Annotated in this window: 13 protein-coding genes, 1 pseudogene and 1 riboswitch; of the genes and pseudogenes, 6 read left to right on the top strand and 8 right to left on the bottom strand. The window is 44.5% G+C overall.

Going from position 1 to position 22,355, the window contains the following annotated elements; translation table 11 throughout:
- Positions 1–67: 67 nt before the first annotated feature.
- Positions 68–259 (top strand): hypothetical protein, encoded by a 192-nt coding sequence (locus AB4503_RS16250; protein ID WP_046224581.1) that lies wholly within the window; start codon positions 68–70, stop codon positions 257–259.
- Between the two features lie 81 nt (positions 260–340).
- On the opposite strand, the gene recD is transcribed toward AB4503_RS16250, so the two are convergent.
- The 7 genes from recD to AB4503_RS16215 form a co-directional block, all read right to left on the bottom strand.
- A complete protein-coding gene (gene recD / locus AB4503_RS16245; protein ID WP_372115392.1) occupies positions 341–2,551 on the bottom strand; it encodes an exodeoxyribonuclease V subunit alpha in 2,211 nt (736 codons plus the stop codon).
- Positions 2,551–6,225 carry an exodeoxyribonuclease V subunit beta gene (gene recB, locus AB4503_RS16240; protein WP_372115391.1) on the bottom strand — a complete coding sequence of 1,225 codons (3,675 nt, stop codon included), beginning with the start codon at positions 6,223–6,225 and terminating at the stop codon, positions 2,551–2,553. The genes recD and recB overlap by 1 nt, the downstream gene beginning before the upstream one ends.
- Before the next feature lie 241 nt (positions 6,226–6,466).
- On the bottom strand, positions 6,467–6,628 hold the full coding sequence (locus AB4503_RS16235; RefSeq protein WP_372115406.1) for a hypothetical protein: 162 nt from the start codon (positions 6,626–6,628) through the stop codon (positions 6,467–6,469).
- A gap of 6 nt (positions 6,629–6,634) precedes the next feature.
- On the bottom strand, positions 6,635–10,111 hold the full coding sequence (gene recC, locus AB4503_RS16230; RefSeq protein WP_372115390.1) for an exodeoxyribonuclease V subunit gamma: 3,477 nt from the start codon (positions 10,109–10,111) through the stop codon (positions 6,635–6,637).
- 205 nt (positions 10,112–10,316) lie between these two features.
- Positions 10,317–12,659: a DUF2357 domain-containing protein gene (locus AB4503_RS16225; protein WP_372115389.1), complete on the bottom strand. Its 2,343-nt coding sequence runs from the start codon at positions 12,657–12,659 to the stop codon at positions 10,317–10,319.
- Between the two features lie 26 nt (positions 12,660–12,685).
- A complete protein-coding gene (locus AB4503_RS16220) occupies positions 12,686–14,569 on the bottom strand; it encodes an MrcB family domain-containing protein (protein WP_372115388.1) in 1,884 nt (627 codons plus the stop codon).
- A 104-nt stretch (positions 14,570–14,673) separates the two neighbouring features.
- Positions 14,674–15,630 (bottom strand): TDT family transporter, encoded by a 957-nt coding sequence (locus AB4503_RS16215; protein ID WP_102394077.1) that lies wholly within the window; start codon positions 15,628–15,630, stop codon positions 14,674–14,676.
- Positions 15,631–15,838: 208 nt separating this feature from the next.
- Between AB4503_RS16215 and AB4503_RS16210 the strand changes: the two genes are divergently transcribed.
- The 5 genes and pseudogenes from AB4503_RS16210 to AB4503_RS16190 all read left to right on the top strand — a co-directional run bounded on the left by AB4503_RS16210 (position 15,839) and on the right by AB4503_RS16190 (position 20,120).
- Positions 15,839–16,735, top strand: a complete 897-nt coding sequence (locus AB4503_RS16210) for a LysR family transcriptional regulator (RefSeq protein WP_017059889.1) — start codon at positions 15,839–15,841, stop codon at positions 16,733–16,735.
- Between the two features lie 88 nt (positions 16,736–16,823).
- Positions 16,824–17,117 carry a YebG family protein gene (locus tag AB4503_RS16205; protein ID WP_008223840.1) on the top strand — a complete coding sequence of 98 codons (294 nt, stop codon included), beginning with the start codon at positions 16,824–16,826 and terminating at the stop codon, positions 17,115–17,117.
- 155 nt (positions 17,118–17,272) lie between these two features.
- A riboswitch (Fluoride riboswitch) is annotated at positions 17,273–17,357 on the top strand.
- A gap of 194 nt (positions 17,358–17,551) precedes the next feature.
- Positions 17,552–18,244 (top strand): iron-sulfur cluster assembly scaffold protein, encoded by a 693-nt coding sequence (locus AB4503_RS16200; protein WP_017071044.1) that lies wholly within the window; start codon positions 17,552–17,554, stop codon positions 18,242–18,244.
- Positions 18,245–18,269: 25 nt separating this feature from the next.
- Positions 18,270–19,259, top strand: coding sequence for a GGGtGRT protein (locus tag AB4503_RS16195; protein WP_372115387.1), 990 nt, complete (start codon positions 18,270–18,272; stop codon positions 19,257–19,259).
- 228 nt (positions 19,260–19,487) lie between these two features.
- Positions 19,488–20,120 (top strand): annotated as a pseudogene (locus tag AB4503_RS16190) (MarC family protein).
- An 84-nt stretch (positions 20,121–20,204) separates the two neighbouring features.
- Here the strand turns inward: AB4503_RS16190 and ushA are convergent.
- Positions 20,205–21,905, bottom strand: a complete 1,701-nt coding sequence (gene ushA, locus AB4503_RS16185; RefSeq protein ID WP_017064205.1) for a bifunctional UDP-sugar hydrolase/5'-nucleotidase UshA — start codon at positions 21,903–21,905, stop codon at positions 20,205–20,207.
- Positions 21,906–22,355: the final 450 nt, after the last annotated feature.

Genomic DNA, 22,355 nt, shown 5'->3' with positions numbered 1-22,355 from the left:
GTTGACGGCCAGCACGCTAACATTAGCTCTGCTCGTTAATATAAACAGCAAAAAGAGCAATATTGATATGAGAACCATTGTTTGTAACTCGCTGCAAAGTTTTTGGGATATGGCTGATAACCAATTCTTAGAAGGGCTAGACGTACACTGCGTGTTCCCTGTTAGCGAGAATCTAAAAGAGTTTATTTTGAATTGCCAAGCAAAGTACAAGATAAACCACATATCGTTTACTCGAGCGTTTTTAGGCTCTGATTCCTAATAACGCTCAAAGCAACCAAGGATGGTTGCTTTGTGTTTATCTAGCCCTAAGTTCAAAACCTTCTCTAGCCGTCCATAACGACTAATTCGTTAAGCGACTGCCTAAACCACTCACTCGCTCTGTTTTCACCTTAATCCCACGCTTCAACACATTTGTATCGCTGAACATCATCAGTCGTTTCTTCGCACGTGTAATACCTGTATAGATAAGCTCCCGCGTTAAAATAGGGCTGAAATCTGGCGGCAAGATCATTAAGGTCAGATCAAATTCACTACCCTGAGATTTGTGTATTGTCATTGCATAAGCCGTTTCATGATCGGGCACTCGGCTTGGTAGCACAGCTTTTACGCTGCCATCGGGCAACTCAAAATAGACCTTCAAACGAGGGGTTAAGTCAGGTTGACTAGAACCCGCCTCAAGCATACAGATACCAATATCACCATTGTACAAACCCAAGCCATGATCATTTCGCGTCACCATAACAGGACGTCCGTGATACCACAGCTCATCATTATGAGGGCTCACCAAACGCCTTGCGGCCAGTGCTCTTTCAATTCTGTGGTTGAGGCCTTTAACACCAAAATCCCCTTCACGAATGGAACACAACAGTCGGCATTGGCTGAACAAATCGAGTACCGATTTCGCTCTCGCTTCTTGAGTTTCTAACTCTTCCAACGGCACATTCATTCTATTGAGGTACGCACCATACTCGTTAACCAAAGTACGCAGCATCAGGTTATAGCTGTCACTCGACAGAGGGTGGTTTTCGATATCGCCAAAACCTTTGGCAAACACTTGGTCTACTTGATTCGCAGAACCATTATTGATTGCTTTTGCCAGCTGACCGATACCGGAGCGCGCATCGAAACGATAACTCTTCTGCAGCATACACAAGCTATCCGCAATCGCAGGCGGATTCACCGCTCCAGCTTTGTCTTGTCTTGGTTTAGCTATCGCATCAAAACCTGTCATCTCTGCAATCAAATTGCCTTGCGCTGTGCTGTACCCTGCAGAGTTGAATGAACAGATATCACCGAGCACAGCACCTGCCTCTACTGAAGCGAGTTGGTCTTTATCACCCAATAAGATGAGCCTTGCGTGCTCAGGAAGTGCATCCACCAGCTTATACATCATCGACAGATCAACCATTGAAGCTTCATCCACTACCAAGATATCAAGGTGGAGTGGATTGCGTCGGTTATGTCTAAACTCAGCACGGTTAGGAATCGCGCCGAGTAATCGATGTAACGTGCTCGATTCAGTTGGTATGTTGGCCTTCACTTCAGGCGCTAATGGCAGCTGCTCAATCGCTTTACCAATCGACTCGGTTAAACGCGCCGCCGCTTTACCTGTCGGTGCCACCAGCTTAATCGTTGGCGTTTTACCTTGGCTGAGCGATTGCTCGATCATCGCCGACAGTAATTTGGTTACTGTGGTCGTTTTACCGGTACCCGGCCCACCGGAAATCACCGCAAAGCGACGACTCAGCGCCACCGCGGCTGCCACTTTTTGCCAGTTCAAACATGCCGATAACGGCACCAAGTCGTCCAACACATCTAAGCCCGTTACCTGCTTAGCTTGTACAATCGCTTGGTCGATTGATCCCCAATCTAAAGCCTGCTCATTCACAATATCAAGATGGTCACACACCAATTGTTGGCGTAATACCTGAGACGTTTGTTGGCTTGCTTCAGCCTTGGCTAAGGCGTTAAACAGAAAATGATAGCTACGTGCAAAAAGCAGATTGAGCGTTTCAGTCAGCGCTTTTTTCTGCTCAGTATTGAACTCTACCGGCTTACTTAAACGGTTTAAGGTCTCAGCCAACACAACTTCGTAGTTCCAATAACGCTGTAAATAGACACGCTGCCCATCGAACATTAGAGGCTTAACACAATCGTTGGTCGTTCCCACTAAGTTTGATGATTGAAGCACAGCCACCCAATCAATACCCAACAGTTTTTGGTTCAATTGCAGTGCAGTTTCACCGTATAACCCAAGTAACTGAGCAAGATCTGCCGCTAGTTCAGGGCCTGTCGTATGCTGCTGTATAAGCTGAGTACAAATGTGTCCTTTGCCTAATTCATGGCTCACTACCCCCGCGAGAAAGCCGATCTCTTGAGGGTAGCTCGTGGCTTGCTGAGCAAGAAAACGGGCAAATTGATGATCCAACTGACGAATAGAACCCTTATCCGCAAGAAACTGGAGTACATCCATCAGTTGCTCAGGAATAAGTGAAACTGGCTTTGCTGTATTCGCAGTATCTATGCCGGTATTAGTTGTCGTTGTTGTCATTATAAAAGCCCCATCTGTCCAGTTTCATCGTCATTCAATTGTGCCGAACGTCTGTCTATCACTTTACCGTCAATCAATTGATCCATTTCATCAAGTAAAGCCAGTGTTGGTTTGGCCGAGAAAATACCTTGCTGAGATTGGCCGTCCATTCCTCGTAAGAACAAGTAGTACACGCCACCAAAATGTTGTTCGTAGCTGTAATTGGCAACGCGGCTGCGTAAGAAACGGTGCAACGCCAATGCATAGATTTGATATTGCAAATCATAGCGATGGTCGGCCATCGCCGATTTCAATGCCTCGCCATGGTAGACAGCAACATCATCTCCTAAGTGATTCGATTTCCAGTCGAGTACATAGTATTTACCTTGGTGCTCAAACACCAAATCGATGAAGCCTTTCAACATACCTTGCACGGTTTGGAAACCTAGATCGCCCGCTTTGGCTGACAATGGATCGTGATATTGAATGGTTTGATTCAGTTCAGATGCAGCCAATACTTCGATCGGCAGTAAGAATTCCATCTCAACTAAACGTTGCGTCGAGTCTTTCTCGCTTAGCTTTAAGTTCTTGCCGTCTAATGCGGTGTTCAGCACTGTATCGACCAGTTGCTGAAGCACAGGTAGCCACTCTAATTCATATTGCTCTGATTCTAATAAGTGAGTGATTACTTGCGTGTTATGTTCACTGGTTGCTGGCTCGGTAAATTCAACCTCCTCAAACAAGGTGTGTAAGAAAGTACCTGGGCGAGCACCACGAGGGAACGTAAAGATAGAGCGTTCAGGCTCAATCAACTCAGACTCATCCTGCTCATCAGCCGAGTCAATATCAAAACCAGACACCTCAATGGTCGCGTCATGGCTCGCGCCGTGACTGCCTTGCTTTACAAGCCCCGAGTAACTGGTGATACGCCAAGCTCGGTCGATTGAAGCCTTGAGTTCATTAGCATGTAAGTCGTCACTCACTTGCTCTGTTTGTACAAATACCTGTTCATGAGCGGTTGGTGTTTCGGCTAACAGCACACTTGAATTTTTGCCTTCAATTGCCGTTAGAGCTTGATGCAATTCGGCAATACCCTGCTCTTGTCCGTTTTGAACCAAGTAGCCCATCGCACTCAAATGCACGCCTGTCGGTTCTTTGGTTGAACGCCCTTTACGCAGTGGCGCTATACCAATAAAACAGCCATAAACCGCACGAGTCAGCGCTACATAAACCAGGCGCAAATCTTCCGCTAGTCGTTCTTTATCGGCTTGCGCTAAGGCACTGTCGCTGCCAGTAATATCGAGTACTGTGGTGTCTGAATCATGGTCGTAGAATTTGCCTTCGCTCGCTTCTCGGTAACTCGCGACAAATGGGAGGAATACAAGGTCATATTCCAAACCTTTCGATTTGTGAATAGTAACGATTTGAACCAAGTTTCTCTCTGACTCAAGACGTTGAATGTCATCTTCACTGCCGCCTAAACCATTTTGTGCATCTGATATCGCTTCTGCCAACCAACGCAACAAGCCATAGTCACTGTCGAGCTCCTGCCTAGCTTGTTGCAACAATTCGCCAATGTGCATTAAATCAGTGAGTGAGCGCTCACCATTTTCTTCTTCCAGTAAGCGTTCCGCGAGATGTCGTTTACTGATCACGCTGCGAAGCATTGGCAACACGCCGCGCTGAAGCCACAACTTACGATATTCTCTAAACTCGTTAACGACGTTTTCCCACACCACTTCATCGTTGTTGAGTTCATCCAATGATGCGGCATCCAGAGCAAACAACTCCGACGCTAAACTGGCGCGTAATGCTCGGTCATTTTCAGGTGTCAGCACCGCCTGCAACAAACGTTGAATATCTTGTGCGACCAAGCTGGTGAACACACTGTCTCGGTTGGATAAATACACGCTCGCAATGCCTTGTTCCGACAACGCGTTCTTAATCAGGCGACCTTCACTGCCGGTTCGAACCAAGACAGCAATATCACCCGCATTCACGGCATGTTGTTTTTTGCCGTTATCAAAATAGGCTTGCTGGTTTTGAGAAGCGGTCAGAATGGTTTGAATTTGACTCGCCGTCGCCTCTGCCATTGCCTTGTGATATTCACCTTTCGGCAATGGCTTGTCTTCAGCCTCTTGCAGCCAAAAGGTCAGTGCATGTTGAGTCTGGCCATTCATCACCCATTGGCGCTTGTCAGCAGATGGACTGGCAGCAACGGGCAAAAATGGAATGTCTTGATCGTAGATAAACGGGCTATCCGAATTCATAAACACTTGGTTTACTGCGCTGACCATATCAGCACTCGAACGCCAGTTAGTGCCTAAGGTGTAGTGAGCACTAACTTGGTTTCTCGCCTTGATATAGGTAAAGATATCTGCGCCACGGAAACCGTAGATAGCCTGCTTCGGGTCACCGATCATAAACAGACCACACTGCGGATTATCGAGGTAGATTCGGCTAAAAATACTGTATTGCAGCGGATCGGTATCTTGGAATTCATCGATCATCGCCACCGGGTATAAGGTACGGATTCTTTCCACCAGCAATGACTGCTCATCGACATCGATCGACGCAGATAACTGAGTCAGTAGATCATCAAATGATAACCACTGCTTCTGCTGTTTTGCCTTGGCTAGCATAGTTCGACAATGAGTAATCGCATGCGCCAATAACGGAGCTTTCAAATCAGCTGGGTGATTTAAGAAATCCTCAATCGCTCCGAAAACTGCATGCTGAGGCGCGGTGCCTTTTGGTGTTTTTTCAATTAACGTTGCTTGTGAGAACTTCTCTAGTTTATCTGGAAACTGGTAATCATGAGTGTCGCTCTGCGCCCATGCTGTCACAGCTTCTAACCATGTCGGCAGAGATTTCTTAGTGTAGCTACGCTTGTTCACATCCGAAGCAGAGATCAAAGCCAAAAAGTCCGCTTCGGATTCACACCACAGCGCTTTAAGTTGCTTCACTTTATCTAGGTTTTGGTTGTGCAGAGTTTGCAAGTCGCCCGACATCGCATCTACCGTCAATTTCAGCGGAGATCCTGTCAGATAACGATTTACGTCTGCTAATAACGCAGCAGGTGAACCCCAGATATTACGAACCTCACCAGCCAGTTGAATGGGCAGCGGGTAAAACTGTTTACGCCAATAGTCAGCAACTACTTGTGCTTTTAGGTGGCTTTCATCGGTCACAAATTCGTTATCAAAGCGGCTTCCAGACTCAAAAGCATTTTGAGTCAACATTCGCTGACAGAAACCGTGAATGGTGTATACCGCAGCCTCATCCATTTGTCTTTCAGCGTTAAGCAGAGTTTTAGCCGCGCCAGCATGATCATCGATGGCTTGTAACAAAGGAGCAATCACTGGGTCGTCACTTTGCCCACGTGCAAACGCAATCCGTGCATCATGGATTCGAGCACGGATACGATCTCGCAGCTCAGCGGTAGCCGCTTCGGTAAAGGTCACCACTAGAATTTGGTCTACGGTTAGCGGCTCATGATGTCGAGTAGCTTCAGTCAGATCGCCTAGCGGCGCAGCAGTGCCGTGCCCGAGCAGTAAGCGCAAATACAAGCCAGCAATAGTAAATGTTTTACCAGTACCCGCCGATGCTTCAATTAAACGCGCGCCATGAAGTGGAAACGTCATGGTATTGAGTGTCTGTGGAGCGATTACCTGAACACTGCTTGTGGTCGTCATGCCTTACTGCCTTCTGATAAATATGTTGTTACAAATGTGACCTAGCGTGGAAAACGTCATTCAATTTACGTCCTACGCTGATTTGTTAATAGTTAGTGCGATCTCTCTCACGGATCAATTCGGATCGCCTCGCTACTATGCGCCCACGAGTTCAGGAGCGCGTACGAGTTTTGTACTTTATGGCGTTACTTTGAACCACAGAATAATGGTCCCTCTGACCTGTGGCCGTACAGCGAACGCCCTACACTAATAATGATTTACTGGCGGCCACTTTATTTCCTGTACCTTGCTTCTCTTCGCCTTGATTCCCTTCACCAGGAAAGCAAGCATCCCAAATGCTGACCAGCGACTCTCTTTCATCATTAAATAATTCAGCGCAAACGCTACTGATCTTGTCGATCACTGCCACTTACTCCTGATCTTCCAGATCAGCCGCCGCCAACCTTGCCGCCTGTAACACAAGCGTTGAATACATACGCGACTCAGCAGCCAGCTCATCGTCCCATTTAGGCCAAATACGCGAGATGTAGGTATCTCGCCCCTCGCCAGTGAAAGCGAAGCTGTCATTAAAAGTATCGGCCATTTTCTTAAGTGACTTCTCTTCATCATCGACCCATTTACCACGGCTAAAGCCCGCTTCAACGCCAGCCAATGCGGTTTTCGGGAAGTAAGGCAGTGGTGCAGTCATACCTTGATAGAACAGTCGTACTAACTCCGCCAACAAACTCTTCGCCTGCTGCGCATCGCCAATAGGCTGTAGCGTTTGGTGAACCACGCCTTCTTTTCTGTCATAGCCAATAATATGAGTCGTTTTGCCGTGGCCCATCACTGCGCAACACAAGTGATCGATCCACGCGGCCAAGTAATCTTGAGAGCGTATTTTGCCACTACGAAAACGCACTAAACCCGATTGATAGTTTTGAGTTAACCACCCCATCAAGCGAACAGGCTTACCTTCGCCTAACACGTCAAACTCGATATTCACTTCGAGATCTTGCTGCGGTGATCCGCTCACAAATCTAATCTCTTTGGCTAAGTCTTCCGCTTGAACACGGTTGGTTTCAAATTCGATGTCACCAAAGGCGCCGACCGGTAATCGACCTTGGGCTTTTTGCTCAGAGACAAACAGTCGCACCGCTTCGTCTGCACCTTCTGGGTGGTCCAGCAACACTTGCAGCAGCGCATCTTTAAGCTGGAAGCTCTCTAGTCCATTGAGTACGAATGGCTCATCGTCTTCCATTACAGGAAGTGGCGGTTCAAACACCACTTTGAGACGGCGATTAAAGAAGTACTGCACTGGCAAACGCCAAAAACGCTGTAACTCAACCAGGTCCAATTCCAACGGGTACGTTGCCCCCAACAAATAGTCATCCAATGCACGATTGAATTCACCACTGCGCTCACCAGAACGATTTGCCGCAGGAAGCCATTCTTTGGCGTAGCTCAATACATGACCTGCATCACCTTGCGTAAAGGCTGCTGGGCTAAATGGTGTCATGGTGTGTTCAAAGCTGATTGCTTGAGTCAGTTTGATACCAGAATCATCACTTGGTAACGCTTGATCTGCACTTAGGCAGTAGTTCTGGTGGCAGTACTCAATCAACTCAGAAACCAATACCGACGGTACTCGCTCAGTATTATCTTGAATCGAACGGCCGACATAGCTGATGTATAAACACTCTTGTGCTGACAGCATTGCTTCTAGGAATAGATAACGGTCATCATCACGACGAGAACGATCACCAGGTCGAGTGCGCCCGTTCATCAGGTCAAAACCTTCTGGCGGCATTGAGCGAGGGTAAACCCCATCATTCATGCCTAACAAACAGACGGTTTTGAACGGAATAGAACGCATCGGCATCAAGGTACAAAAGTTAACTTGTCCCGCTAAGAAACGCTGACTGATACGGGCGCCCGACAGTTTATTATTTAAGTACTGATAGATGATACTCGGCGACAACTCTTGCTCATACAAGGCATCATCAAGCTGTTCATTCAGTTGTGAAAGTGCATCACGAATCGACTTAAGCACCACCTCACCTTCCAGCTCAACCGCAAAAAAATCATCAATCATTTGCAGCAAGGTTTCACGCCACATATCGATTGATTGGGTTTCAGTTAGTCGTTGGCGGTAATGAGCGATACGGTCAATAAAGTGCGCTAACTTACCCGCAAGTTCGGCGTTAATACCCTGAACTTCGTTATAAGCCGCAATCGGAGAATGTTCAGTTTCAAACAAGCCCGCAGAGTCTGACATCGCATAGCCCAGTAACATACGCTGAATACCAAATAGCCAGGTATTTTGCTCAGTCGCAGGTAGATCAAATTCTGTTGCAGTTGAAGCATCAACCCCCCAACGAATGCCCGCCTCTTCAACCCATTGCTTGGCTTGCTCGAATTGAAACTCGTCAATACCAAAGCGTGCCATCATCGCAGGAATTTCTAACAGCTCTAGCAACTCAGAGGCTAAACAGCGCGTGTTCGGTAGCGCGACCAATTGCATGAAAGCGGTCAGAATTGGGCTTTCTTGGTCTGCAGTTCTATCAGAGATCGAGTAAGGGATATAACGCTCACCCGGAGCATTACCAAATACCGCCTGAATCGCTGGGCTATAAGCATTAATGTCAGACACCATCACGATGATATCGCGTGGTTTCAGGGTCGGGTCGGCATCAAACATCGCCAATAGCTGGTCATGAAGAACTTCCACCTCACGCATTGGGCTGTGACACGCATGTACAGTCAGTGAACGATCGCCAAGCTCAACCACCTGTTTATGATTGCTGGAATCTAAGATGTGATCAACTTGATGTTCTTCTAGCTGGAGAATATCGGCTTGCAATTGATGGAGCAGGCTGTCTCTCTCTACATCAATAAAGAACTCGTGCTCTTCACTGTCTGATTGAGATAGCAAAAACAGGTTATCTCTGCCCAATTTACCCATAGACGCCAACAAGCTATTACCGACAGCTTGGCTAGTATGCAGTTCATCTTCAACGTTGGCTTCAATGCCATCTTTTAATGGTGAGACTTCGCCTTCTAGCTGAGGTAAACCATCAACCAAAGCAAACTGCTTACGACGCTGCGCTTCCACTCTCGCCAAGTATTTACGGTCACGAATATCGCCCCAGTAATGTTGGCAAGGGTTGGTAAACATAAGGTGGACATCAATCTGTTCTCCAAGCGCTTTCAAGGCATCCATGTAGCGAGGAGGCAGTGACGAAATACCAAACACAAATAAGCGTTTAGGTAGGTGCTGCAGTTGACCTTGTTGATTTGCTAGCGCTTCAATGAAGTCGTGGTACAAATTGCCACGGTGGTATTTTGATTGGCCTTGAGACAAGGTTTGCTCATAGAGTGCTTGCCACAAGATCGGTTGCCAAGGGTGCTCTTGCTGCCCTTCATCATCGACCAATTCAGCAACGGGCTCTCCCGCTTCCCACATCGCCATCCATTCAGGCCGATACACCAAGTAACCATCGAAGATATCGGCAATTTTCTCGGCTAATTGATACAACTTAGAGCCGTCTTCGTCATTTTCAAGATAGCGTTGCAGAGGTAAGAAATCAGGGTGGCCAAGTTTAGCCGGTAGCAAACTCATCAACTTCCACGTCATCGCTTCTTTGTTAAAAGCACTGCGTTTAGGCACATCAGGAAGCACTTGGGTAAACATATCCCAAATGAAGGTTGCTGGAAGAGGAAAGTCTATATTTGCTGCTACACCAAACTCTTTGGCGAGTTCCATCTTAAGCCATTGAGACATACCCGGGCTCTGAACCAAGATCTGCTCTTTTTCGAAAGGATTGGCTAAAGGGTCACTTTTGATCAAGTGAACGAGAAGAATTTTTAAAGTATCGACTTTATTGGAATGGTAAACAGTAAACAAAGTGCACTCACGCTAATCTTGCCACAATATAAAGCCAGATTAGCATAAGTGCCGAGTTTGGATGAGCAATATAAGCTTATGAAATGCCGAAAACTTACTATCTATTGTTCGCTCAAGCTAAATCCTGTTAACTGCTTACTGTTATGCCGCTAAGTTGGATTTTATTTAAGCACAGAAACCCAACATCAGTAGCTGCAATTAGCAATTACCACTCTTTGTCTAGGTCAGCATAAAGCTGATAATCGCCCTTTATGTCATCCCAATGATGCAATTGATGCAATAACTCAGCTTTAGTTAGCTTGAACCTAAAGTGCTCTTTGTAAGGCTTCTCTATCGGCGTATTCAATATGATAGGCTCATCAGTAAACTCAAAAAACCAGTATAGGCCATCTTGTTGACTATCTTTACCCGTAAACTGTTGGCTTATTTTACTTCGTGGTAGCAACTTCACATTAGCTACACGATATAGATACTTTGAAAATTGACTATTATCAGTAACCTTATTACGAACAGTAATCAATAAATAACGGACTTCACGAACAATGTTACGGTGCACATTTTGGCGGTTGGTCGCTAATAGTTGTGTATGATACCCCTTAAGCTTGCCACTCCGAGCTAGATTCAAGTAAGTATCATCACGACCTATTTCATTCAATGGCGCTACCATCGTCAGATCTTGATAACGAGCACTGCAGCTTCCATAAGGTGAAATACGAGCTGAATCTTCGATGAAATAGTAGTCATTACTTAACCTAGAGCGACTTGCAATACTCGCTCCTAATTTTTGCTGTAAGTAGTTTTTCAGCCACAAGTTATGACCCAATTGATTAGCACTTGGTAACAGAGCAAACGCACCAATACCTATTTGTTCAATCGCATCTTGGTAAGGGTTTTGAGTCGCCTCTTGATCGCAAAAACCAGGATATAAGGCAAAGGCCCCCATAACAGGCCGGCTCTTAATCGGGTTTTCATTATCTAGTTTTTGTTGATGAATGATTGCATCACGATAGCGATGCATCTGATTAATCGCATCTTCAGGGACAGCATCGAATTTATCACTATTCACTTTTATTTGGTAATTATCAATTCTGTATTTAGCATCAAATAAAATAAAGAAGGACTCCTCATTTTCAAGGGTCACTTGTAGCACGATGTCAGGTCGCTGATTTGCTATCCAAGTGCGTTCTTTCACACCTTTAGGCGAAAAGGTCGGTTCATGAGCTAATTTGATTACAACACCGTCATCTCGTCTAAACTCAAATGCAGCAGCCATTCCATCTTTACTAAATTGCTTTTCAAACTGCACTTGTTTTAACTTAACTAACTCTCGCTTTATCTCTTTAAAACCAAGGCTTTTAATAACAGCCATAATTTCAACAAAACACCAAATTTCGTATAGCTCAGCGACCGACTTAACCGACATATCCGTCTGATTGTTAGTGTTATTTAAATAATATTTTAACTGCTGCCATACTTTATAGGCTTTTGCATAGCCAGTACCCTGTTGTAATACCTTCGACTCACCACCTTGCCCTTTGAAGGTACCAACTTCACGCCAAAGCTGATGCTTGCACATTTTGTTAAACGTATACTGCCACGTTTGCACCTTTTGAATAAAAGAGCCTGACAATTGAGATTTTTCGGTGCGGATAATAGTAGAAATTAAACGATGTAAATTATTAGCGACTTTATTAATAACCATTTTAATAAAACGATTTTCAGGCGTATCAATATAGAGTTTTTTAAAGCTAATAGGGAGTCTTGGGGTAGCCACTCCGCTTTGAATTAAATGTTGAGACTTTTCCGCCTGCTTTGGGTTCAATCGTTTATTAACCCGATCTAACTTTTGACACTTAGAAAAAGACTGCAGTCGATTATGAGGGGAGTTAATGACTTGCTTTACACCATTTTGCAGGTCTTCAACCAAACGCTGAAACTGAGCAAGCCAAAACAGTTCAAACTTTTCAGTACTGCGCTGTGATTGACTCACATGCTGACTTGTTTTGCTACTTAAGCTATAGCGCCAAAGAGGATAAATATCATCAATGGTACGATTAATTAAAGGAAGGTCTTGATCAATCACCATCTTTGTAGCAAAGATATTAAAGTTAACTTCAGCACTACAAAGCTTATCTCCCAATTGATACTCAATATTAAAACGGCAGTTACCGACATCATTACCAAAATTAATAGCAGCTTGTAGCCCATCACCATTTCGTGTTAGATGAAAAGCATCTTCGATTAGACGATGCTTATGATTAACTGTTGCAGTATTCTTAATTACTGGCCTTTCAAATTCAATATCAAACCAATACTGGCGATTTTCAAAAAAGTAAGGGGTAGTGATAGACGATGCACACTCATCATCAAATGTAGCCACTACTCCCCCCACACTAATCAATACAACATCACCGGAAGGCAATGCCTGATCACGTTGTCTGTAAGTGTGCTCTAATTTACTTAAGGGGCTATTGAGATCATCACATGTAACATAAATAGTAAAATGTTCATGCTTAGCTTTGATGGTCACACGCTTTTGCTTCGCCATTCCTTACTGCTTCCCTATCACCATTATTATGGCCAAAAAGAGGTGAAGCCTGACTGCAACTTCGACTGCATATACTCAAGCTTAATCTTTGAGCGGCAGCTTACCTTGATTGATGTGTCTTTATCTTCAATATTCTGACGCAATAAATCTGCACGTTCACCATCCCAAATAGCTTTTAAGGTGCTTTGATTTGATAGAACTTCTACTAACTTTTCTAATAGTGCACCGCCATCTTCCGTCGTCAACTTATCTTCATCACCTTCAACACGAGGTAATATCTTACACATTAAAAAATCATCAAAAACAGCCGCTAATTCATCTTCATCCTTAGGAGAAAAGCTAATGACTGATAAGCAAAGCTCGTTAAATGCGCGGTAAGCCAATTCAAATGCGGTACCTTTTAACACGGCATTTACTGATAAAAAGAACTCTTTCGTTTTCTCAGCAGTAGAATCAGCCTCAACTTGAGAGAACAGATCCAGCTTAGCTTGGCTATATATTGGATAACCTAAGGTTAATGGTTGTTTCTTCGCTTCAAAAAATTCATCTATGTCATTAGGAAAAAATTCTCCAAAATCGATACTCAATGCGCGGTCAATAACTTTACGAGAAAAGCCATGGGTCGTTTCATCCATATTAACCGTTCCGGCTACAATCAAGTTAAATGGAATCCCCAGACCGTACTGACAGAACAACTGCCATAGTTCATCATATTTATCATCATCAAAGCCTAAGCTTGAACGCAGCTTTCTATCGTAAACTTCATCTGTATCACCGTTCTCATCAGCTAACCCTAACGCTAATGGCTTCAGCAATGGATCGCTAGAGTAGGTAAATTGGTCGTTGTCCCAACTCCAACTTCTTGTCTCTAGTACTGATAAATAATCTGCAAAGTACTGTTCAACAGGTGCAAGGTTCATTTCATCTAAACAGAGCCAATAAGGTCGTACTTTTTGTTGAGTTTGACTATCACCAGTGACCACCAAACATTCTCCACGCTGTTCATTAGAGTGAACCTGAACACTTAAACCACTATCAAAGATTCCACGCCAAGCTTTTGCGATGAACTGCAACACATCAGTGGTGATGTATTCCGCTTGACCATCTTTTGATAAGCGTGAGACATACCCCAATAAGTCGCTTGGTTCATGCCAATCAGGACGCACGGAAGTTAGGCAATAGGTTTCATTCAATGAACCTGTCGCTTCTACTTGTTTACGAACAAAGCGAGTCTTACCCGTTCCTGAAATACCGGCTAAAAGAAGGAATGGTTTAGATAAGCATTGCCGCTCTACGAAAACTGTAGGTTCTACAGGCTCATTACGTGTATTAATACCTGCATATAGTTCTAAAAGCTCTTTGATGTCAGATATTAAAGCATCATTATCTGGCATCTGGTCTGTCGGATAAAACTTAGCACCGGCAGAAGCCCACTCATAAGACTGACCCAATGTAGTATTCGATCGTAACTCAACTGTCTGATCCCATTGCATAAGCTGTTGGTTTGAGGTACGTATTCTATCTCGCATCTCTTTTGCTTTTTGCTTCGCTAAGGTTGTCCCATATTTGCTTTTTAACTCTGTGGTTCCGAAACCTAACGACAAGTAAACCCCAGAACCATCTGAGCGAAACAAATAAACAGGATATACACCTGATTGTGTTGAAGTTGTAATTTTTGAGTCGAGGATGGATAACCAAGCGACATCGGCCCAATTACCGGCTCCGGCACTCGCTTTCATCAGAAATCGTTCATCAAGATCCAATTCAGCCTTTAAACATGAAGTTAGATCTTTCCTTAGTAACTTAGCAATAGGGTGACTAGAAAATGGCTCTGTCTTTGCTTGCACCCAGTTACTTGCTATTTCTGATAATAGAGCCCTTAACTTCATAAATTCACCTTCATTTGACAACTCGAAGCTTATCGATTAAATCTTAGCTATTAATTCATGTACACTCTTTGAATTATACTTTTCAAACCATCTAATTGATATTAAAAACAAAGTAGACTAATCGTCTATTTCATCGACAAACGCATTGAAAACAGTATGGTTTTGACAGGTCGATAGAAAGCTAAATACCTGATCACAACATAGCTCACCACCAATGTTGCGACCACCAGTTCCAGTACTGCAAGAGCATGGACTTGAGTTATGTATTGGCTTGCAATGTCGACACTTTCCATCCAAGCCGCCAATTTAAACAGTGCCGTCGCACCAATCACGATTGGGAAGGTAAACGCTGCATAACCAGGGCTAAATGGAAGACGAAGTAGTTTGAAAAACGCCATATAGATAATGAACGTCATCAACACTGCAATACCAAATAGTAAACCAATGATCACAGGTGAAGGGTTAGCAGTAACGGTTAAGTAACCCGCCAAAGATAGGCTTGCCGGTGCTGCCATAATCGCAATCGTTGGTTTTGCAGCATCTGGCACTTCGTGAGAGAAGATCAAACGGTAAACCATGATTGGTAGCATTACTGCGTAAACCAATAAGCCGAATACCAAAGTCGCGTTAGCTACTGGCTCTAAAACTGGATTACCTGAGAAAGAGACGTCAGCGACGATAATACCGATCGGTGGCACAAACCAGCTTGGCACCATGTGGTGAATCTCAAAGTTTTTAGCTCTGTGGTACAAAAAGCTCATTAGAAACACAACATGCAAAGCCACAGAAGCCAACCACATAGCTTCTTGTAAGAATTGAGAGATTGGCGCCAAAGACGCTGACACCACCATGCACCCCATTGCAAATGTTGGTACCACACTGCCGACAACAGGGTGAGCAAGATCTTCACGCAATAGGTGACCATGAATCAAAAATTTCACAGCTAAAACAAGAAGTAATACCGCCGCAATGCCAGCACTGATCCACTGCACCAAACCCGGTGTGTGTAAGATACCTTGTGCGACTAGAACACCATCCCAACACCAGCCTAAGCTTGCAATTGCGAGTGCTAACCCTGCCATGGGTGTTGGAGCTCCTGTTAATCTATATTTAATACGTTGAATCATGTCAGCCTCTCTTAAACCTAATTCACTAAACTTGTGAACTCATCAGCTTGTTGAAGCCATAATACGCTTGCGCTTCGTTAAACAATATCCAATTATATATAACAAGTGTTCATCAATACTGAACAGAATCCATTTTCACCAGCAGAGTAAAACTAGGAATCTGATGGCTAATATTTCAATAAAACAGCTCAAAGTGTTCGTCACTATTACTCAGCACTCGACATTGACTGCTGCCTCTGAGGCTCTGTTTCTGTCTAAAGCTGCGGTCAGCATGGCACTAGGCGAAATGGAGAAACAACTCGGCCACTCTCTATTTGACCGGGTCAACAACCGATTAATTCTCAACCAAGAGGGACATAAGTTACTTCCATTGGCGGATGAAATATTACATCGTGCTGCTGGTATTGATGTTTTGTTCCGTGATGATCAGCCTTTAAGTGGCAATCTAAAGGTCGGCGCGAGTGACACGATTGGTAATCAGGTCGCACCGTTTATTTTGTCAGGCTTTCGCGAACGAACTCAACATCAGGATCAAAGCTTGTTCATTTCAAACAGTGCACTGATCTGCCAAAAGTTGGTGGATTATGAACTTGATATCGCGCTAATTGAAGGAAAAACATTACACCCTGAACTCATTTCGAGTCAGTTTAGCAGCGATGAAATGTGCATTATTGTTAGTAATCAACATCCTCTCGTTGCCAAAGAAAAAGTGATTTTAAGCGATTTAGAAGACAGCCATTGGATTTTACGTGAATCAGGCTCAGGGACTCGCGAGTTTTTCCTTCGTGCCGTCGCACCGCGCATCGAACATTGGTATGAATCTTTTGAACTCAACACCACAGAAGCAATCATCAACTCTGTTTCTGCCGGTCTTGGCTTTGCCTGTTTGTCTCGTTTAGCTGCTCAGCGAGCGATCGATTCAGGCCGAGTAAAAGCGCTTAATGTGCCACTTGATATGAAACGCCGATTCTGGATGCTGGTCCATAAAGACAAATATCAAAGCCCACTGCTGAAATCTTTCATGAGTTATTGTGAAGACTGGGCGGCACATCAAGATTGAGGCCGCATAGTACGGGCTCCAACTGGACTTTTAACATCAGAAACTGTATAAAAAGCCAGTAAAATTTATCAAACTTAGAGGATTAACCATGGCTGTTATCGTCAAGTACGTGGTGGAACGCAACGGAGAAGAGAAAATGACTTTTACCTCTAAAGCCGAAGCTGACGCATACGACAAAATGCTGGATATGGCTGATGAGCTTTTTGAACTGTTAGGCAAAAGCGATTTAGTTGAAGATGAAGGCAAGCAAGAAGAACTTGCAATGTACCTAGCGAAGAACAAAGAAGAAGTTCTTTACGCATTAGGTGCTAAGCGTAAGCCAGCTCCGAAAAAAGCTAAGAAGCTTGAAGCTGTTGAAGACGCAGAAGAAGATGCAGCTTAACTAGCTGATACCTTTCTAAAAAACGTCAATGACGCCTCTAATCAGAGTTCGTTATTGGCGTTTTTTTATACTTATCGAAATATAATGAAGCTTGTTTATAGTCGAAATCGCTCTAAACATTCGCTTGCATGAAAGTGTGAGGAAGATCTAATCTATAGCCATCAGGTGATGGGGTTCCACCTAAGCTTTTGCTTCAACCGCCCGTTCTTTCCCAACAGTGCTAATGACTCCTACAGAATCGAAAACAGGTAATACTGTTGGACGTATCGCTATTCCTCCATTTTGAAATGGACTTAGTCTATTAAGACCAAGTTCCATGACACCTTTGGATTATCGATACTCAAGATCTGTAGTGAATTAGCCGCACCTCTTCCAACACGTCCTGTTTTCTCAACGCCCTAGGCCTTAAATGGCTCTATAAGTGAGAAAACATTATGCACTACTCTTCAGAAATTCAATCAATGTGCCCTATTCAAAGGGGTGATCTTCACAATTCAGCTCCAATTCCAGTTGAAGGCGCAATGGTTAGCCCAAAAGATGTCATCGCTATTTCTGGCTTAAGCCACGGTGTTGGCACTTGTGCACCACAACAAGGTGCTGCAAAACTGACTCTTAACGTAAAAAACGGCATCATCGAAGAAGCATTAATCGAAACGATTGGTTGTTCAGGTATGACTCAATCTGCCGCGATGGCTGCGGAAATCCTCACCGGAAAAACCATTCTAGAAGCGCTGAATACTGACTTAGTATGTGACGCGATCAACGTAGCGATGCGCGAAATCTTCCTGCAGTTTGTTTACGGTCGAACTCAGTCGGCTTTCTCTGAAGGTGGCCTAGAGATCGGCGCAGCACTAGAAGACTTAGGTCAAACACAGCGCAGCCAAGTTGGCACCAGCTACTCAACCGCAGCAAAAGGCGTTCGTTACCTAGAGCTTGCAGAAGGTTACGTAACTAAGCTTGCACTTGATGATCACAGCGAAGTGATTGGCTATGAATATCTCAACCTCGGCAAAATGATGAAGGCGATTAACCAAGGCGTACCAGCGAACGAAGCTGCTGACCTTGCGACAGGGACTTATGGTCGCTTCGACGAAGCCGTGACCACCATTAACCCACGCCAACAATAATTTTTGCCAATAAAAGAGGAAAGATATGATGAACACTCAATTTAATGAATCAGTAACTCGCGTATTGGCAGAAATGAACTTCGACTCTTTAGAGCAAGCAAACCAATACTGTTTATCACACAATGTCGATCCAAAAGCATTAGTGATGGACACTCAACCTATCGCATTTGAAAGCGCAGCTGACGCTTACACTCTTGGTGCAGCATTGGCTCTGTTCCGTAAAGCGAACAACGCAGAACAAGCAGCGAATATCATTGGTGAAGGCCTTCAAGCATTCACAAAACCCGGCAGTGTTGCGGAGCAACGCCAAGTCGGTATCGGCCATGGCGCACTGGCTGCTCGCCTTCTCAATGAAGAGAGCCACTGCTTTGCTTTCCTTGCAGGCCATGAGTCTTTTGCTGCAGCAGAAGGTGCGATCAAAATCGCACTAAACGTCAACAAATCACGTCAAAACCCATTGAAAGTGATCTTAAATGGCCTAGGTAAAGATGCCGCTTATCTTATCTCACGCATCAACGGCTTCACTTACGTGCGCACTCAATACGATTACCAAACAGGTGAACTTGTTGAAACAGAACGTCGCCGTTTCTCACAAGGCCCTCGCGGCGACATCTTGTGTTACGGCGCTGATGATGTTCGTGAAGGTGTGGCTATCATGCACAGAGAAGAGGTGGATGTCAGTATTACGGGTAACTCAACCAACCCTACTCGCTTCCAACACCCAGTAGCGGGTATCTACAAAGCAGAACGCACTCGCCAAGGTTTGCCATACTTCTCAGTTGCTTCAGGCGGCGGTACAGGTCGAACATTGCACCCAGATAACGTAGCAGCAGGCCCAGCGTCTTACGGCATGACCGATACCATGGGCAGAATGCACGCTGATGCTCAGTTCGCAGGTAGCTCTTCAGTTCCTGCTCACGTGGCGATGATGGGCTTCATCGGCATGGGCAACAACCCAATGGTCGGAGCGACGGTTGCATTGGCTGTGGCAGTGAGTGAATCTCAACACGCATAACGACAAAGTGAGTCCCACAATCTGCCTGTTATGTAGAGTCTGTTAGTTGAGAATCAAGCAATAACGGACGACTAAAACTCTACACCTATCACTAAAACCAAACAGCCAGCCTTATGCTGGCTGTTTTTTATTCACACTTGCTATACTATCTATTTCTAATAATTATTTGTATCTAAGATTAAATACATTCTGCTGTCGTATTTAACTACATATTTTCAAAGGAATAATATGAAAGAGCTCATCATTCATACCATTACCGTGTTCATGGGCTTTTTTGCCATCATGAACCCTATCGCCAACACACCGATCTTTCTTTGATTAACAGGTGATAATGATAGGGAAACGGTCAAGTCTATCGCTTTCCGCTCAGTGTTCATCGCCTTCATCATCGTCAGCACCTTTGCTGTCTCGGGTAAACTCATCTTCGACCTCTTTGGTATCACGCTTTACGCGCTTCGTATCACCGGCGGGATCCTCGTGTTCTTGATTGGCTTTCATATGCTGCAAGGTGACTCAACACACTCTAAAGCAAAAGAGAAGGTCAACTCAGACGCTCAACAAGATGCGGCGCTCAGTATCGCCGTCTCGCCACTGGCAATGCCAATATTAGCCGGACCGGGCACCATTGCCACCGCGATGAACTTTGCCAGCACCGAAGGCATCTACGAAACCATCGTCGCCTTTGGCCTACTATGCGCCTTAACCTACGTATTGTTTGTATTTGGCGAGCGCTTCGTTAAAGCCGTTGGACCAAGTGCATTGAATGTAATTACCCGAATGATGGGTTTGATACTCGCCGTTATTGGTATGCAGATGCTGATTGAAGGGATTGAACAAGCTCATAAGGCGCTGTTTGTTTAAGCTCAGAACAACAAATTTCTGATACAAAAATAGCCAGCGATTCGCTGGCTATTTTCTTTGGCGCTTTTGTTTACGAATTATAAATTAGTTCGCAGGGCAGCCTTTTACTTCTAAACCTTTACTCATGTAGATTAGATCACCATCCGCTGGTGCGTAATTCGCTGCAGTGACATCAGGGTTCTTAACAAAGAATTCGCGCAGTACCGAGGCATCCGTTAACTGTGTCGATTCAACGTCAATTACTGGGTAGTCATCACCACCAGCCGCACTGAAACTGATCACGGAGAACGTGTAAGTGTCTGCTAAATCAAAACCTTTGCCATTGATGTCTCGAATGGTCACATCACTCAAATCGCAGTCAACCGTTAAGCTGATATTGTCGAGTTGGGCATAAGCGCCGGATCCTGCAGTCTTCGTCGCAACAACGTCCAAATACGCTTTTACTTCAGCACCTGTCATCGTTGCTTTAGTCACGAAGTTCCCGAAAGGTTGAACCGTCAGTACATCACGATAAGCAATGTCTCCTGCCGCAATTGAGTCACGGACACCACCAGAGTTCATTACACCAAAGTCAGCATTCACCAATTCATAAGTGCGGTATGCTTCTCCTAACAAGTGACCAAGATTAGTTTGTTCTGAACGAACAACATCACGATCACCTTCCAGTTTTGCATCTGTCTTTGAGATGATGACATCGAGGAGATCTTGCCCTTGTTGTTGATATGGGTAGAGAGTAGCTTTTACAGCTGCATCAGGCTTTATTTCAGATTGAATAAACTGATAATCACCGTTTTCATCCTTCTCTTTTAGGTTCACAGGAACCAGATCGTACTTCGCTAAATGCAGTTTGCCGTCATAAAACTCAAAGTCAGCTCTGCCTACATACTTACCCCACTCGTGAGCTTGCATGATGTAGGTACCATTTTGCTGATCAGGTTTGCAGTCATCCCCTGGGTTGAAGTCGGCGTATTCATTGCCTTCCATACAAACAGGGTTTTGAGAGTGTCCACCAATAATTGCATCTAGCTGACCTTCTTCTAGAGAGCGAGCAAGCAATACATCGCCAGGCGCTTCACTACCATGCTGACCATCTGCGTAATGCCCCATATGCGTGGTAGCAAAAATCAGGTCAACCGTTTCATTGGCCTCTATTTCTTTTATGGCTTTTTTGATTTCAACTTGTGGGTCGGCAAAGTGAATTGTCGCGACGTTGTCAGGATTAACTAATTTAGCCGTATCTTTGGTTGTCAGGCCAATAACAGCAATCTTTAAACCATTAATGGTGAATACTTTATATGGAGAGAAAAGGCGTTCATCAGTAACTGTGTCTCCATCTTTGATATAAATATTCGCCGCAAGCATCGGGAAGTCAGCTAGCTCAGATTGCATCTCAAGCACATCCAAGGTGTTGTCGAATTCATGGTTACCTAATGCCATCGCATCGTAACCAAGAAGGTTCATGCCAACAAAATCTGGTATCGCATCCTGCATATCAGACTCTGGAACACCAGTATTAATGTCACCACCGGACAGTAGGATCGTCTCACCACCGTTTTGAGTCACTTCCGCACGAATACTATCAATCAACGTCTTACGAGCCGCCATTCCATACTCACCCTTACTATTTTCCCAGAAGCGACCATGGTTATCGTTGGTATGTAAAACAGTAAACTTGGTACAAGAAGCGGCAGTGTCACATGTCACTGCGATATCGTCACTGTCCGAGCCACAACCAACCATCGCTACGCCGATAGATAACACCAGTAAAGACTTAGTAAAATTCATAGAAGATCCTTTATTAATCGTTTTAATGTCGTTATGGCAGGCAATATACTGACATCTTGCAGGGTTTTAGTGATCGTTCTCTTAATTACATGTCTGGAAAGTTGAGTATTTACCCTAACTGTAGGCACAAGCGATTAATCAACAGAAGTCGAATAATTCTGATAATAAACATGAATTTATAAAGAAAGTGTGACTCACTCTATTGATACGGCTAACAAGAGGATGGACTAAAGATAAGTGTCAGGCATGGAAATGAAATGGCACCGCGCTACTTAAGTAAGAACGCCCATATTTAAGAGCGAGGTATAATATCCGGATAATGAAAACTATCTCTCAAAAGACAAGCAATATCATTTTACAGACTTTATCCCGATACGCCCTTTCATAACGAGGGCGCTCTCTTTATGATGAACGCAATTAAATTAACTTTGCTAACGGCAGCGCTTGTTA

Origin of the sequence: Vibrio sp. 10N.222.55.B11, from assembly GCF_041473705.1 — a bacterium.
Lineage (GTDB): Bacteria > Pseudomonadota > Gammaproteobacteria > Enterobacterales > Vibrionaceae > Vibrio > Vibrio crassostreae_C.
Note: the sequence above shows the minus strand (reverse complement) of the source record. Positions and strands in the feature narration are given on the sequence as shown.